This is a genomic window from Ruegeria sp. AF8 (assembly GCF_056541825.1).
This window is the reverse complement of record NZ_JBQFYW010000007.1, coordinates 20,137-35,138: the sequence shown is the minus strand read 5'-3', so window position 1 is coordinate 35,138 and position 15,002 is coordinate 20,137. Positions and strand designations below refer to the sequence as shown.

Here is a 15,002-nt window from a genome sequence, read left to right as displayed (position 1 = left end):
CCATTGTCGGGTTAATCATCGAACTCGGCGGCAAGCTTTTTTCCGGCGGTCCGGTATTCGGCAGCGATGCGGCCGATCAGTTCCTCGGCGTGAACGATCTCGGTCACATCCCCGATCCCCTGCCCTGAACCCCAGATTTCCTTCCACGCCTTGGGTTTGGACGAGCCCTGACTGAAATTCATCGTCGACGTATCAGCCGAAGGCAGATTATCGGGATCCATTCCGGCACGTTGAATGGATTTTCTGAGGTAATTTCCATGAACACCGGTGAAAAGCGAGGAATAGACGATGTCCTCGGCTACGCTTTCGACAATCATCTGTTTGTATTCGTCCTGGGCGTTGGCCTCGTGCGTCGCGATGAAGGGCGAGCCAACATAGCCGAAATCAGCCCCCATTGCCCGGGCAGCCAAAAGGGAATCGCCACAGGCGATTGCCCCGGACAATGCCACAGGCCCATCAAACCATGCTCGGATTTCCCGGATCAGCGCCATCGGAGATTGCTGGCCTGCGTGCCCTCCGGCCCCGGCGGCAACGGCGATCAAACCATCTGCGCCCTTGTCGATGGCTTTACGGGCGAAAGTGTTGTTGATGACATCGTGCAAGACTACCCCGCCGCAGCTGTGGGCGGCCTCGTTGACCTCGACCCGCGCGCCCAACGACGTGATCCAGACCGGCACTTTCCAGCGCGCGCAAATTTCAAGATCACGGTCCAGCCTGGCGTTGGAGCGATGCACGATCTGATTGACCGCGAAAGGCGCGGCCGGGCTGTCGGGATTTTTCTGATTGTGCCGGTCCAGTTCTTCGGTGATCTGCTTCAACCAGGCCTCCAGTAATGGAGGTTCTCCCTCGGCCTCCCGCGCGTTCAGGGCCGGGAAAGACCCGATAATCCCGGCCTTGCATTGCGCAATCACCAATTCCGGCACAGATATGATAAATAGCGGCGCACCGATCATCGGTATTCGCAGGCCGCGGAGGTGTTCCGGCAGATGGGCCTCCTCCCGCTTCCAGATCATGTCCTTCAAGGCATTTCTCCATCATCAGCTGCGCCCGGCAACTTTTTTTACTGCAGGGCCTTTTCAAAGATGTTCGGTCCGGTCATCACATTGATGCCGCCGGAAACGGGTATCACCGCACCGGTCACATAGGCACCGCCGCGACCGCAAAGAAACAGCACGCATCCGGCGATATCCTCTTCCCTTCCAACGCGTTTCAACGGAACCGCTCCGCCGACCTTTTCCCGCAGCCCCTCGTCCGCTGTGGCAAAAGCTGTCATGCGCGATTCAAACGGGCCGGGCGCCAGGGCATTGACCGTAATGGAATGGGGCGCGAGTTCCTTGGCCAGAACCCTGCTCAGATGGATTACCGCTGCCTTGGACGCGGAATAGCTATAGGCGCCATCACCCATCGGCACCTCTCCCATAACGGAGCCGACATTGACTACCCGGGAAGGGTCATCGACCGTCGCCGAAGCCTTCAGCATGGGCAATAGCCTTTGCGTCAACTCGAAAACCCCCGCCACATTGACGGACATGACCCGCTCCCAGGCTTCGAACGGAAACTGACCCAGCGGCGCGCCCCACGTGACGCCGGCGTTATTCACCAGAATATCAATAGCTTCCGTTCTTTTGCTAATCTCACTGCAAAGGATCGAAATACCATCCTGCGTTCCCACATCGCCCGCGAACCCCTCTGCCTGTCCGGCGGCATCCAATGCGTTGAGGTCATGCGCAACCGCCTGACAGGCCTCTCCTTTTCGCGATGCCATCAACACCCGCGCCCCGGCTCGTACAAGGGTTTCGGCTGCCATGCGGCCGATTCCGGTCGCGCCTCCTGTTACAAGCGCAGTCTTTCCGTGAAGCGAAAACAGGCTTTCAGGTGTCATGAAGTTTCCCGGCTTTTTCGCGGTTCAGGATTGCACTTCGCCACCTGGTTGACAATCACCTGGGCGGCTCAACGACTTAACGTCACATCGCAGCGTCATTTCCCGGGGCGGGTCCGAGGGAATTGCGCTTACCGAAAGGTCAGGCCGGAATTCTGTTTAGGTATCGGCGCGCCCCGCCTTGTCTGAGCGACGAGGGTCATTCAGCCCGTTTTGAAGCGATTGAAGGAATTCGCATCAGAAAATGTGATCTGATCCCATATTCCGAAAAAAACGGCGGGTTCCTCACCCGCCGTTTCAATTTTCTCAAACGGCGTTCAGCCGGCCGCGCGCTTGTTGCGGTTGCGGCGCAGGTTCGTCAGTTCTTCCGCCACCAGGAACGCCAGTTCCAGGGATTGGCTGGCATTCAGACGCGGGTCGCAGGCGGTGTGATACCGGTCGGACAGGTCCTCTTCGGTTACAGCGCGCACGCCGCCGGTGCATTCGGTGACATCCAGACCGGTCATCTCGAAATGCACGCCGCCGGGGATGGTACCCTCGGCTTGATGCACACCAAAGAAATCCCGCACTTCTCGCAGGACCGAGTCGAACGGACGCGTCTTGTACCCCGTCGCCGACTTAATCGTGTTACCGTGCATCGGGTCGCAAACCCAGGTGACCTTGGCGCCCTCTTCCTTGACCGCCTTGATCAGACGCGGCAGATGCTCGCCCGCCTTGCCCGCTCCGAACCGCGCGATCAGAGTCAGTCGACCCTCTTCGTTTTCGGGGTTCAGTTTGGCCATCAGTTCTTTGAGGTCTTCGGCAGTCGTGGTTGGACCGCATTTCATACCGATCGGGTTCAGAACGCCGCGGCAGAACTCGACATGTGCGCCATCGGGCTGACGGGTCCGGTCGCCAATCCAGATCATGTGTCCCGAACCGGCCAGCCAGTTGCCGGACGTGGAATCGAGCCGCGTCAGCGCCTCTTCGTATTCCAGCAGCAGGCTCTCGTGGCTGGTATAGAATTCCACAGTCGAGAATTCATGAGTGGTGTCGGCGGTGATTCCGGCGGCCCCCATGAAATCGATCGAGTCCTGAATGCGGTCGGCGATCTCAGAGTATTTCTGAACGTCCTGATCGTCGGTGAAGCCTAAAGTCCAGGAATGCACGCGACTCATATCCGCGAAACCGCCCGTGGAAAACGCGCGAAGCAGGTTCAGCGTCGCCGCGGCCTGGGTATAGGCCTGAAGCATCTTGGACGGATTGGGGATGCGCGCCTCGGGCGTGAAGGCCAGCTCGTTGATGATATCGCCGCGATAGCTGGGCAATTCGACACCTTCAACCACCTCGGTCGGCGCACTGCGCGGTTTGGCGAACTGACCCGCCATCCGGCCGACTTTCACGACCGGCACCTTGGCGCCATAGGTCAGCACCATCGCCATCTGCAACATTACCTTGAAGGTGTCGCGGATCGCGTCGGCGCTGAACTGTTCAAAGCTTTCAGCGCAATCCCCGCCCTGCAACAGAAAGGCCTCGCCGCGTCCGGCGGCACCCAGATGTTGCTTGAGGCGCCGCGCCTCACCGGCAAAGACCAGCGGGGGATACTGCGAAAGCTGAGCCTCGACTTTGGCCAGCGCGGCCGCGTCGGTATAGTCGGGCATCTGAACCCGCGGCTTGCCGCGCCAGTTCGTTTTTTGCCACTCGGTCATAGCTTGGATCTCCGCTGAGGTATTTCAGGTCGTCTCTATACAAAATACGGAAACAAGTGACCATATCTCTTTTGCGCCTCTTGACGACGCAAACAAGCTCTGAGCATGTTGACTGCCATATTCGCCTCAGCCCCGCCAATATGTGCGAAACGCTGGAAACAAGGACAGGCCGCAATGCAAGAACAACGCCAAGTTGTCGAAGTCGAAAACCCGCAGTCCAAACCGCGCCGGTATATCTTTGTTCTGCTGGATAAATTTTCGATGTTATCCTTCGCCTCGGCGCTGGACAGCCTTCGGATCGCCAACCGCATGGCCGACAAAGAGCTTTACACCTGGCAATTGGTGGGCGAAGGCGGCGAAACCGCGTCCTGCTCGGCCGGCACATCGTTCAATCTGGATGGTGATCTGGGTGATCTGTCGCGCGAGGATATCGTGCTGGTCTGCGGCGGTGTGGATATCCAAAACACGGCCACCAAGAAGATGCTGAACTGGCTGCGGCGCGAAGCCCGCAAGGGCATTCGTATCGGGGGCCTGTGCACGGGCGCTCATGTGCTGGCAAAAGCGGGGCTTCTGGAGGGAAAACGCGCCACCATCCACTGGGAAAACGCCGACAGCTTTGTTGAAGAGTTCGAAAATGTCGAGCTGACAAAATCCGTGTTTCTGATCGACGGCAACCGGATGACGACCGCCGGTGGCACTTCGTCAATAGATCTTCTGCTGAAATTGATCGCGGACGATTACGGAGAAGAATTGGCCAATGCCGTGGCCGATCAGATGATCTATTCCTCGATCCGCACCGATCAGGATACGCAGCGCCTGTCCACACCCACCCGGATCGGCGTGCGTCACCCGAAACTGAGCCAGGTCATCCAGATGATGGAAAAGAACATCGAGGAGCCGATCTCGCCCTCGATTCTGGCCAAAGATGTCGGCATGTCCACGCGGCAATTGGAACGGCTGTTCCGCCGATACCTGAACCGCTCGCCCAAGAGATATTACATGGAACTACGCCTGCAAAAGGCGCGTAACCTGCTAATGCAGACGGATATGAGCGTGATAAATGTGGCGCTGGCCTGCGGATTTGCCAGCCCGTCGCATTTCTCCAAATGTTACCGCGCGCATTACAACACCACACCCTACCGCGAACGCGGAACGCAGGCGTCGCGCTTGTCGATCTGAGAATCACCCGGGCGTGATCCTGTAAACCGCCCCCTGCCCCACGGAAATAAACCAGATCGAACCGTCCGCCGCCTCAATGATGTCGCGCACCCTTTCGGTTTCGGGACCTTTGATCTGCTCGACCTCTCGCAAGGGTGTTCCTGCAAGCCGTGAGATATAGTCGAATTTCAGCGAGCCGACGAAAATATCGCCTTTCCACCGCGGCCAGAGCTTGCCGGAATAAACCATTAGACCCGAAGGGGCGATGGACGGATCCCAATAGAACTCAGGCTGTTCCAACCCGGTTTTGGCGGTGCCTTCGCCGATTTTTGCGCCCGAATAATGGGTGCCATAGGAAATCACCGGCCAGCCATAGTTTGCGCCTCTTTTGATCCGGTTGACTTCATCCCCGCCCTTGGCACCGTGCTCCGACGTCCACAACTGCCCCTGCAAATCCAGCCCGGCCCCCTGCGGGTTGCGGTGGCCATAAGACCAGATTTCCGGGCGAATGTCGGGATCGCCGATGAAAGGGTTGTCATCCGGCACCGTGCCGTCCCGACGTATCCGGACGATCGATCCGTTATGATTCGACCGATCCTGCGCCGAAGGACGATCACCGCGCTCGCCCACCGTGACGAACAATGTGCCGTCCCTTGCCTCGATGACGCGGCTGCCAAAATGCCGCCCACCGCGGCTTCCGCTGGTCGCTTCGAAAATCGTCCGGAGATCGGTCAGTGACCGGCCATCTTCGCTAAGGCGCCCAATGGCCAGAGCGGTACCCGCGCCACCCTTTTGAGGTTTCGAGTAAGTCAGGAAGATGTCGCGCGTTTGCGCAAAATCACGGGGGATCGTGACATCCAGCAACCCGCCCTGCCCCGAGGCAAAAACCTTGGGCACGCCTTTGACACGCACCGCTTCACCGCCCGAGACAAAAAGCATTTCTCCATCCCGCTCGGTCACCAGAACCCCGCCATCCGGCAGAATCCCGATCGCCCAGGGCGTGTCCAGCCCCGAGATCATCCGCGTTAGCCGCACCGTTCCGGCACTCGTGTCCAGCGACTCGGCCATCGCGGCCGGCAGTGACCAAAAGAGAAGGAGAATCAAAAATGAATGCCGCATCGTATCGACCTCCGATACTGTGAAACTGGGCATAAACTCCCATCAAAGCTCATAAAAACAAATAGTTTACGCCCCGCAAAGGCACATTTTCGTTAGGACTTTTCTTTTAGCGACAGCTTGCCTAGGGTTCGTGACAGAACGATATGTTCCAATAAGGGAGTAACCTCATGAAAAAACTGCTCACGGCCTCTGCGGCCATTGCTCTGATGGCTGGCGCAGCCTCTGCGGAAGACGTCAAACTTGGCATCATCTTTGGCTTCACCGGTCCGATTGAATCGCTGACCCCGCCGATGGCGGCCGCAGCTGAATTGGCCATGAAAGAAGTCACCGACAGCGGCCTGTTGCTGGACAGCGCCACCGTCAGCGCGGTCCGGGCCGACTCGACCTGCATCGATTCCGGTGCGGCCACATCCGCTGCCGAGCGCCTGATCACCTCGGACGGTGTTGACGGCATCGTCGGCGGCGACTGCTCGGGCGTGACCGGCGCGATCCTGTCTAACGTGGCGCTGCCGAATGGCATGGTGATGATCTCGCCCTCGGCCACCTCGCCCGCGCTGTCGACCGCCGAAGACAACGGCCTGTTCTTCCGCACCGCGCCGTCGGATGCCCGTCAGGGTCAGGTGATGACCGACGTTCTGATGGAACAGGGCGTAAAGGAGGTCGCGCTGACCTACACCAACAACGACTATGGCAAGGGCATCGCCGACAGCTTTCAGCAGGCGTTCGAGGCCGCTGGCGGCACTGTGACCATCACGGCGGCGCATGAGGATGGCAAGGCCGACTATGCCGCCGAAGTAGGTGCACTGGCCGCCGCGGGCGGTGAAAAGCTGGTGATCGCGGGATATGTCGATCAGGGCGGTTCGGGCATCATGCGCGCGGCGCTGGATTCGGGTGCATTCGACACATTCCATTTCCCCGACGGCATGTATGGTGCCAAGCTGGAATCCGATTTCGGCTCGGAAATTGACGGCTCAACCGGACAACTGCCCGGCACCGACAGCCCGGGTGCCGCCTCCATCCAGGCGATGGGCGAAGAAAACGGTTTTGACGGCACCTCGTCCTTTGTCGGCGAATCCTATGATGCGGCGGCGCTGATCATGCTGGCCATGCAGGCGGCGAACTCCAAGGCACCGGCAGATTATGCCGCCAAGGTGATGGATGTCGCCAACGCACCGGGCGAAAAAATCTATCCCGGCGAACTGGCCAAGGCGCTGCAGATTCTCAAGGATGGCGGCGATGTGGACTATGTCGGCGCCACCGCGGTCGAACTGATTGGGCCCGGCGAAAGTGCCGGCAACTACCGTCAGTACGAAATCAAGGACGGTAAGATCACAACTGTAAAATACCGCTGATCATGTCACTTTGATCGAAACTCAAAACAGCCCGGGCCTTGTGTCCGGGCTGTTTCAATGACAAAAGGCCGCACCTCGAAGGGAATGGGGTAACAAACAACAGGACCGCGCAGAAAAGTCGCGGCTAGGGGATAACATGATCGTCGTTGAAGACGTCCATAAGCATTTCGGCGGTTTCCACGCGGTGGACGGCGCATCGCTGGCAATCGACAAAGGCTCCATCACCGGTCTTATCGGTCCGAACGGAGCGGGAAAGACCACTCTTTTCAACGTCATCGCGGGCGTGCTGCCACCAACCAGCGGCAAGGTTTCGATGGATGGCGAAGACATCACCGGTTTGCCCCCGCACGAGTTGTTTCACAAAGGGCTGCTGCGGACTTTCCAGATCGCGCATGAATTCTCGTCGATGAGCTGCCGTGAGAATTTGATGATGGTCCCCGGCGGACAGTCCGGCGAATCCCTATGGAACACATGGTTCGGGCGCAAGCGGATCGCGGATGAGGAACGGGCGCTGCGGGCCAAGGCAGACGAGGTGCTGGAGTTTCTGACCATCGAACATCTGGCGGAACACAAGGCGGGTCAGGTGTCGGGCGGGCAGAAAAAGCTGCTGGAACTTGGCCGGACCATGATGGTCGACGCCAAAATCGTGTTTCTGGACGAGGTCGGCGCGGGCGTGAACCGCACGCTTCTCAACACCATTGGCGACGCGATCGTTCGCCTGAACAAGGAACGTGGATATACGTTCGTCGTGATCGAACACGACATGGATTTCATCGGACGTCTGTGTGACCCGGTCATCTGCATGGCCGAGGGGAAAGTTCTGGCCGAAGGTACGCTGGACGAGATAAAGGCCAACGACCAGGTGATCGAGGCCTATCTCGGCACTGGTCTGAAGAACAAGGACAAGCTGGAGGCCGAGGCGTGAGCGACAACCCTTATCGCGATGATCGTGGCAACAAGGACGCCACTATCACCAACCCCCGGGGCGCAGGCACCATGAGTCCGGCACATCGTCACAGCGGACCAACCAGCAAAGCTGACGGCGGACCGTTCCTGATCGGCGACACCATGACCGGTGGCTATGGCAAGGGGCCGGATATTCTGCATGAATGCACCATTGCCGTGGACAAAGGTGAAATCGCGGTAATCGTCGGACCGAATGGGGCCGGAAAATCGACCGCGATGAAAGCTGTCTTTGGTATGCTCGACGTCCGTTCGGGCGCCGTGCGGCTGGATGGTGAAGACATCACCAATCTCACACCGCAGGACCGGGTGGTCAAAGGCATGGGCTTTGTTCCGCAGACCTCCAATATCTTCACGTCGATGACGGTCGAAGAGAATCTGGAGATGGGCGCGTTCATTCGTACCGACGATTTCTCGGGCACGATGGAGCAGGTGTATGACCTGTTTCCGATCCTCAGGGAAAAACGCCATCAGGCCGCCGGCGAATTGTCAGGCGGACAGCGCCAGCAGGTGGCCGTCGGGCGCGCGCTGATGACCAAGCCCAAGGTGCTGATGCTGGACGAACCGACCGCCGGTGTGTCGCCCATCGTCATGGACGAATTGTTCGACCGGATCATCGAAGTCAGCCGAACCGGATTGCCGATCCTCATGGTCGAGCAAAACGCGAGGCAGGCGTTGGAAATTGCCGACAAGGGCTATGTTCTGGTGCAAGGGCGCAATGCGTATACGGGTACCGGCAAGGAGCTTTTGGCTGATCCGGAGGTAAGGAAATCGTTCCTGGGCGGGTGACTCCGGCAAGGGAGTCATGAACGCGCCGTCAATCGCGCCGGTATCGTGACAAATATCCCTCTTTGATTGTTGCCGTGTATATCAGCATGTTCCCTGTCGCTGACTTTCGGGAAACATCCAAACCGGCTGAAACTGTCCGAACTACCCGGTGATCCGGATTTGGCCGCGACCGGGATGTAATGTCGTCACAATCTGCGCCTATCGCCTGAACCTATCGCAAGCAAGCTGCCTGCGATACCGGACGTGATCGACCCGGCCCGGTTGCCTTTCATCCACGATGCAGGCTGCTTTACCGGGCGGTCGCACTCGGACCAACGCTGGACAAACCAAAATGAAGAATTTCGCTCTCTGTGCCCTTGCCATCACGTTCGCAACTTCGGTTGCCGCGGAAGAACGGGATTTCCATTGTACATCCGATCTGGACGGAACCGAAATTCGGCTTCGCAAGAACAGTGATGAAAACACAGGAACGGTCAGCATGAAGGACATCTCAGGCTCTGCAACCGTTTTCAGGGGGATGGGGTCGCTGGCCTTCATGCATTTCGCTGGTGACAACGTCATGACCTTCTTCGTGAATTTCTCGGACATGACCTATGATTTGTCGATCCGCGGCCCCAAAGCCGGCGACGACTACGGCAAATGCACGGAAATGCCGGTCTAGACCTTCGCGCCACAACCGGTGCTAGCAAACCTTCGGTCACGGCGTTGGTCCTTGAACGGCCGCGTCAGGCGCGTTCAAAACTGGTAAAACTCTCGTGCATTTAAACGTGCGGGACGATTTTAGTCACATTCGGCGCTTAGCTCGGCGGTGTACGATCCGAACCTGACCACTCGCAGGTCCGGGTCGTAGGCAATGAACGAAATCCGGCGCAGCCGATCAGGTGACATGGCAACAGAACCTCATCGGCAGCCAACGACACTATGGTGACCTATGAAGACAGTTTTTGCGCTTATCCTCTCCGCGATCGTTCCGACCGTCGGGCTTTCTGCCGGTGATTCCCTTGGAGGAGAGGATTTCGTCGTCAATTGCGTTTCCGACCGGACCGGTGGGGCGGTGACGCTTGCACGATCGGGCGCTTCGAATCTGGGTTACATCATTGCCGACGAGATTCAGGGAGAGGCGACAATTCACTCGGGCCTCAACTCTCTGACTTTCCTGCACATAATGGGCAAGGACGTGATGACATTTGTGGTGAATTTTCAGAGTCTGACCTTCGATCTGACCGTAAATGGCCCCCATGCAAGGCAGGATCGGGGCCACTGCGAAGATCCTTTCGGCTAGTCCTGTGCCGTTCCAGTCCGAGGGTATGAGAATTCCGTTGAAAAAGAGGGGGCAAGATGTTGTACGCCCCCCGATCAGCGTGCCATAAAGCCGCACCCGGACAGTGAGAAGGACACATGGATCTACTCAACGCGCTCGTTGCGCTTTCAAACTTCGTCATCGTGCCCGCTGTTGCCTACGGCAGTCAGTTGGCACTCGGAGCGCTGGGGGTCACATTGATCTACGGCATCCTGCGGTTTTCAAATTTCGCCCACGGCGACACGATGGCGTTCGGCTCGATGATTGCCGTTCTTGTCACGTGGTGGCTGCAAAGCATCGGCGTTGGCCTTGGGCCGCTTCCGACCGCGTTGCTGGCGCTGCCAGTCGCCATTCTTGGCTGCATGGTCCTGTTGTTGGTCACGGACAAGCTGGTCTATCAGTTCTATCGCGAACAAAAGGCCAAGCCGGTGATCCTGGTGATCGTGTCGATGGGGGTCATGTTCATCATGAACGGGCTGGTCCGGTTCATTATCGGTCCGAATGACCAGAAATTTCTGGACGGCGAAAGGTTTCTGATCTCGGCGCGGGAATTCAAGCAGATGACAGGCCTCCAAGAGGGTCTGGCCATCAAGACAACGCAAGGCATCACGGTGGTGGTCGCCGTTATCGCGGTGGCCCTGCTGTTCTGGTTCCTGAACAAGACACGCACCGGAAAATCCATGCGCGCCTATTCCGACAACGAGGATCTGGCATTGTTGTCGGGGATCAACCCCGAGCGTGTTGTCATGTATACATGGCTGATCGTGGCCGCGCTGGCCACGACCGCCGGTGTTCTCTACGGTCTCGACAAGACCTTTAAGCCCTTCGTGTATTTCCAACTGCTTCTGCCGATCTTCGCGTCGGCAATTGTCGGCGGGTTGGGTAACCCGCTGGGTGCCATCGCAGGGGGCTTTATCATCGCCTTTTCCGAAGTGACCATCACCTATGCGTGGAAGAAAGTTCTGACATATCTCGCGCCGGAAGGGCTTGAACCTTCGGGTCTCGTGCAGCTCTTGTCGACTGACTACAAGTTCGCGGTCAGCTTTGTGATCCTGTTGATTGTGCTGTTGTTCAAACCAACCGGGCTTTTCAAGGGGAAAGCGGTATGAGCGAACCTGTAAAAAACTATCTGCTGTTCGCTTTGGTCGGAGGGCTGATCCTGCTGACCGGCTTTCTGCAAAGCTGGAATTCGGCGGTGTTGATCCTGAACATGGGTCTGATCTCGGCCATCATGGCGATAGGCGTTAACCTGCAATGGGGCTTTGCAGGTCTGTTTAACGTCGGTGTCATGGGGTTTGTCGCCCTTGGCGGTCTTGCCGTTGTTCTGATCTCGACCGCCCCAACACCAGGCGCGTGGAGCGCAGGCGGATTCGGCATAGTTCTGGCGCTGCTGCTTGGCGCGCTTACTGTCGTGGCGGGTGTCTTGATCACCCGGAAGATGCCCAGGGGCAAGACACGGGCCCTGACCCTGATCGCCATACTGGTGATCGGGTTTGTCATCTATCGATCGGTATTCGACCCCAACGTCACTGCGGTCGAAGCGATCAACCCGGCTGCTGCGGGCAATGTCGGTGGCCTCGGCCTGCCGGTCTTGCTTGCGTGGCCGGCGGGCGGATTGCTGGCGGCTGGGGCCGCATGGCTCATCGGCAAGACCGCGCTGGGTCTGCGGTCGGACTATCTGGCCATCGCAACGCTCGGCATTGCGGAAATCATCATCGCCATCCTCAAGAACGAAGACTGGCTGGCCCGTGGCGTGAAGAACGTGATCGGCCTGCCCCGCCCCGTTCCTTACGAGATCGATCTGCAAAACGATCCGGGATTTGTCGAACGGGCCGCCGGTCTTGGGCTTGATCCGGTGACGGCGTCAACGCTTTACGTCAAATTCGGCTATTCCGTCCTGTTCCTTATCGTGCTGCTGATCCTGCTGTGGATGGCGCAGAAAGCATTGAAAAGTCCCTGGGGCCGGATGATGCGCGCGATCCGCGACAATGAGGTCGCAGCCGAGGCGATGGGCAAGGATGTCACCCGCCGCCATCTGCAGATCTTCGTTCTCGGTTCTGCCATCTGCGGTATTGCCGGAGCAATGATGACGACCCTTGACGGTCAGCTGACACCCGGAACCTATCAACCGTTGCGCTTTACCTTTCTGATCTGGGTGATGGTGATCGTTGGCGGGTCAGGAAACAACTTTGGCGCAGTTCTTGGCGCCATGCTGATCTGGTTTCTGTGGGTGCAGGTCGAACCGATCGGTCTTTGGCTGATGCAGGTGATCACGTCGGGACTGCCCGAGGGCAGCGGCCTGAAAGAGCATTTGATCGACAGCGCCGCTCATATGCGCCTGCTGACAATGGGCGTCATCCTGTTGCTGGTTCTCAGGTTCAGTCCCAGGGGATTGATCCCGGAACACTGAGATTCAGATGCCTGCTCACGAAATTTCTCACGGGCCATTCGAAATGTGTCAGAATAAGGCCCGTGGGAAGTCATGCTGCAAGTATCGGAAAACGAAACGACAAGGACATCCATGCCTCTGACCCGATCATTGCTTGCGTGTGTCGCGCTCCTTCCGGTCTTGATCGCCTGCTCGATCGATCCTCGGGCATATGAAACCGAGCCGGTCACCGTGGACACGCCAAAGGGTGTGGTGACATGTCAGCTATACAAACCAAAGCAGGTTCTTTGGGACCGGGCAATTGATGCTCCTGTCGGGATGTCCATCAAGGAAGCCGACAACTACTGCATTGCCGAAGGAAGCCGCAGGGCAAAAGGTTAAAAAGTCGAGATCCCGTGGCGGCAATGACCTAAAATCACAGCGCCACTCATTTCAAAGGCTATCGCCCTTTAAACAGGCTTCCAAGAATTCCGCGCACAATGCGACGACCGGTGGTGCCTTTCATTTCCTTGATCACGGCCTCGGTCAGGGCCGAGGTGAAGGTATCTTTCTTTTGCGGTGCACGGCGTCGAGCCGAAGACCGGCTGACCCGTGTCCCGGAATAGCGCCGTGCCGCGGAAAACTCCCGTTCGGCCGCACTTTGCTCCTCGCCTTGCTCTTCGGCTTTTTCCGCTTCACGGGCGGCGGTTTCCGATCGTCCGGCCAGTATCTCATAGGCTGAGTTCCGGTCGATTAAAGAGTCATATTTCCCGGCCATATCCGAAGCCGCCAGAATTTCGGCGCGCTGCTTTGCATCAATAGGCCCCAGCTGCGATCCTGGGGGGCGGATCAATGTCCGCTCGACCATTCCCGGCACACCCTTTTTCTGCAGCATCGAGGTAACGGCCTCACCGACACCAACTTCGCGAATGGCTTCTTCCGTGTCAAAGGCAGGGTTTTCGCGATAAGTCTCGGCGGCCAGACGCAGGTTTCTTCGGTCTTTCGCAGTGAACGCGCGCAAGGCGTGCTGAATACGATTGCCAAGCTGACCCAGAATGTCCTCGGGGATGTCCGCCGGATTCTGGCTGATGAAATAGACGCCGACGCCCTTGGACCGGATCAGACGTGCCACCTGTTCGACCTTGTCGACCAGCACTTTTGGTGCGTCGTCGAACAACAGATGAGCTTCATCAAAAAAGAAAACCAATTTAGGTTTGTCCGGATCGCCAACCTCGGGCAGTTCCTCGAACAACTCGCTCAGCAGCCACAACAGAAACGTCGCATAGAGCCGAGGCGCCGCCATCAGCTTGTCCGAGGCCAGGATATTCACTGTCCCCCTGCCCTTGGCATCCGTCCGCATCAGATCGGACAATTCCAACGACGGCTCACCAAACAAGCGGGTGCCGCCCTGATTGTCGAGAACCAGAAGCCGACGCTGAATGGCCCCGACAGACGCGGGTGAGATATTGCCGTATCTGAGGGAAAGCTCTGCCCGATTCTCTCCGATCCACACCAGCAGGGCCTGCAGGTCTTTCAAATCGAGCAGTGGCATGCCTTCTTCGTCGGCCAAACGGAATGCGATGTTGAGGATGCCCTCCTGCGCCTCGGACAATTCCAGCAATCTGGACAGCAGCAACGGCCCCATTTCGGTCACAGTGGTCCTGACGGGATGCCCCTGTTCGCCAAACAAATCCCAGAATGTGACCGGGCAGGCCGAATAGGCAAAATCTGAATACCCAATGCGTTCTGCCCGTTCGGTGAAGGCCTGATGCAATTTGTGGTCTTCGGAACCGGCTTTCGCCAATCCCGAAAGATCCCCTTTGACATCGGCAAGGAATACCGGAACGCCCGCCGCCGAAAAGCCTTCGGCAAGGATTTGAAGCGTCACGGTTTTTCCGGTGCCCGTTGCCCCCGCGATCAGGCCATGTCGATTTGCGTATTTCAGCGACAACCCTTGTGGCGTTCCGTATCCGTCCCCTGCCCCGCCCAGAAAAATTGTTTCGTTCATGTGAGTTATGCCTCAATGCTTTGCCGATACTCGCCCAGCATACAAAGTTAACCTTTGCCTGCGATAGTCTTTTTGCCGTTGGACCTGCACGGCTCTGGCGGCGTTTTTCCTCCCTGTCGACTGGCCGCGCCTTCGGGTGCGGCTTTTTTCTTGAACATGAAAAGTTTTCTCTGATTTCACGTATTTACCCCCGGGCAAAAAAATGTTGGGTTAGCTGTTGACCCGTGGCCGCTGCTCTCGTAACTTCTGCGACATAACTAAGTCGGCCAGTCCGACGGGGAGACAAAATTCGAAAAGGGAGCCTGAATTTCGGCTCCCTTTTCTGATTGTCTTGTGTGCCTGACATTGGCGCCGGCGATTTTCCGACTAACATGCTTC

The 15,002-nt window shown here is 57.9% G+C and carries 13 protein-coding genes; 8 read left to right on the top strand and 5 right to left on the bottom strand.

The annotated features are described in order from the left end of the window. Positions 1–11: 11 nt before the first annotated feature. The 3 genes from ACR0AO_RS13160 to ACR0AO_RS13150 form a co-directional block, all read right to left on the bottom strand. Entirely contained in the window at positions 12–1,013 is a 1,002-nt protein-coding gene (locus tag ACR0AO_RS13160; protein ID WP_480604575.1) for an NAD(P)H-dependent flavin oxidoreductase, read from the bottom strand. A 47-nt stretch (positions 1,014–1,060) separates the two neighbouring features. Next, on the bottom strand, positions 1,061–1,882 hold the full coding sequence (locus ACR0AO_RS13155; RefSeq protein ID WP_480604245.1) for an SDR family NAD(P)-dependent oxidoreductase: 822 nt from the start codon (positions 1,880–1,882) through the stop codon (positions 1,061–1,063). A 314-nt stretch (positions 1,883–2,196) separates the two neighbouring features. Beyond that, positions 2,197–3,567, bottom strand: a complete 1,371-nt coding sequence (locus ACR0AO_RS13150) for a class II 3-deoxy-7-phosphoheptulonate synthase (RefSeq protein WP_480604242.1) — start codon at positions 3,565–3,567, stop codon at positions 2,197–2,199. Positions 3,568–3,741: 174 nt separating this feature from the next. Between ACR0AO_RS13150 and ACR0AO_RS13145 the strand changes: the two genes are divergently transcribed. Further along, complete coding sequence (locus ACR0AO_RS13145; RefSeq protein ID WP_480604240.1) at positions 3,742–4,746, top strand: GlxA family transcriptional regulator; 1,005 nt, start codon at positions 3,742–3,744, stop codon at positions 4,744–4,746. A 3-nt stretch (positions 4,747–4,749) separates the two neighbouring features. On the opposite strand, the gene ACR0AO_RS13140 is transcribed toward ACR0AO_RS13145, so the two are convergent. Then, complete coding sequence (locus tag ACR0AO_RS13140; RefSeq protein WP_480604238.1) at positions 4,750–5,793, bottom strand: PQQ-dependent sugar dehydrogenase; 1,044 nt, start codon at positions 5,791–5,793, stop codon at positions 4,750–4,752. 218 nt (positions 5,794–6,011) lie between these two features. On the opposite strand from ACR0AO_RS13140, the gene ACR0AO_RS13135 reads away from it, so the two are divergent. From ACR0AO_RS13135 to ACR0AO_RS13105, 7 genes are all read left to right on the top strand, one after another. Further along, positions 6,012–7,196 (top strand): ABC transporter substrate-binding protein, encoded by a 1,185-nt coding sequence (locus ACR0AO_RS13135; RefSeq protein WP_480604236.1) that lies wholly within the window; start codon positions 6,012–6,014, stop codon positions 7,194–7,196. A 136-nt stretch (positions 7,197–7,332) separates the two neighbouring features. Continuing rightward, positions 7,333–8,121, top strand: coding sequence for an ABC transporter ATP-binding protein (locus ACR0AO_RS13130; RefSeq protein WP_480604234.1), 789 nt, complete (start codon positions 7,333–7,335; stop codon positions 8,119–8,121). Then, positions 8,118–8,948 carry an ABC transporter ATP-binding protein gene (locus ACR0AO_RS13125; RefSeq protein ID WP_480604232.1) on the top strand — a complete coding sequence of 277 codons (831 nt, stop codon included), beginning with the start codon at positions 8,118–8,120 and terminating at the stop codon, positions 8,946–8,948. The genes ACR0AO_RS13130 and ACR0AO_RS13125 overlap by 4 nt, the downstream gene beginning before the upstream one ends. Before the next feature lie 331 nt (positions 8,949–9,279). Continuing rightward, positions 9,280–9,609 (top strand): hypothetical protein, encoded by a 330-nt coding sequence (locus ACR0AO_RS13120; protein WP_480604230.1) that lies wholly within the window; start codon positions 9,280–9,282, stop codon positions 9,607–9,609. Between the two features lie 270 nt (positions 9,610–9,879). After that, entirely contained in the window at positions 9,880–10,230 is a 351-nt protein-coding gene (locus tag ACR0AO_RS13115; protein WP_480604229.1) for a hypothetical protein, read from the top strand. Between the two features lie 116 nt (positions 10,231–10,346). Continuing rightward, positions 10,347–11,357: a branched-chain amino acid ABC transporter permease gene (locus ACR0AO_RS13110; RefSeq protein ID WP_480604228.1), complete on the top strand. Its 1,011-nt coding sequence runs from the start codon at positions 10,347–10,349 to the stop codon at positions 11,355–11,357. Next, positions 11,354–12,658 carry a branched-chain amino acid ABC transporter permease gene (locus ACR0AO_RS13105; RefSeq protein ID WP_480604226.1) on the top strand — a complete coding sequence of 435 codons (1,305 nt, stop codon included), beginning with the start codon at positions 11,354–11,356 and terminating at the stop codon, positions 12,656–12,658. Before ACR0AO_RS13110 ends, ACR0AO_RS13105 begins: the two co-directional genes overlap by 4 nt. Before the next feature lie 418 nt (positions 12,659–13,076). On the opposite strand, the gene ACR0AO_RS13100 is transcribed toward ACR0AO_RS13105, so the two are convergent. Then, the gene (locus ACR0AO_RS13100) at positions 13,077–14,624 is read right to left on the bottom strand and encodes a helicase HerA-like domain-containing protein (RefSeq protein ID WP_480604224.1); all 1,548 of its coding nucleotides are present in this window, start codon (positions 14,622–14,624) and stop codon (positions 13,077–13,079) included. Positions 14,625–15,002: the final 378 nt, after the last annotated feature.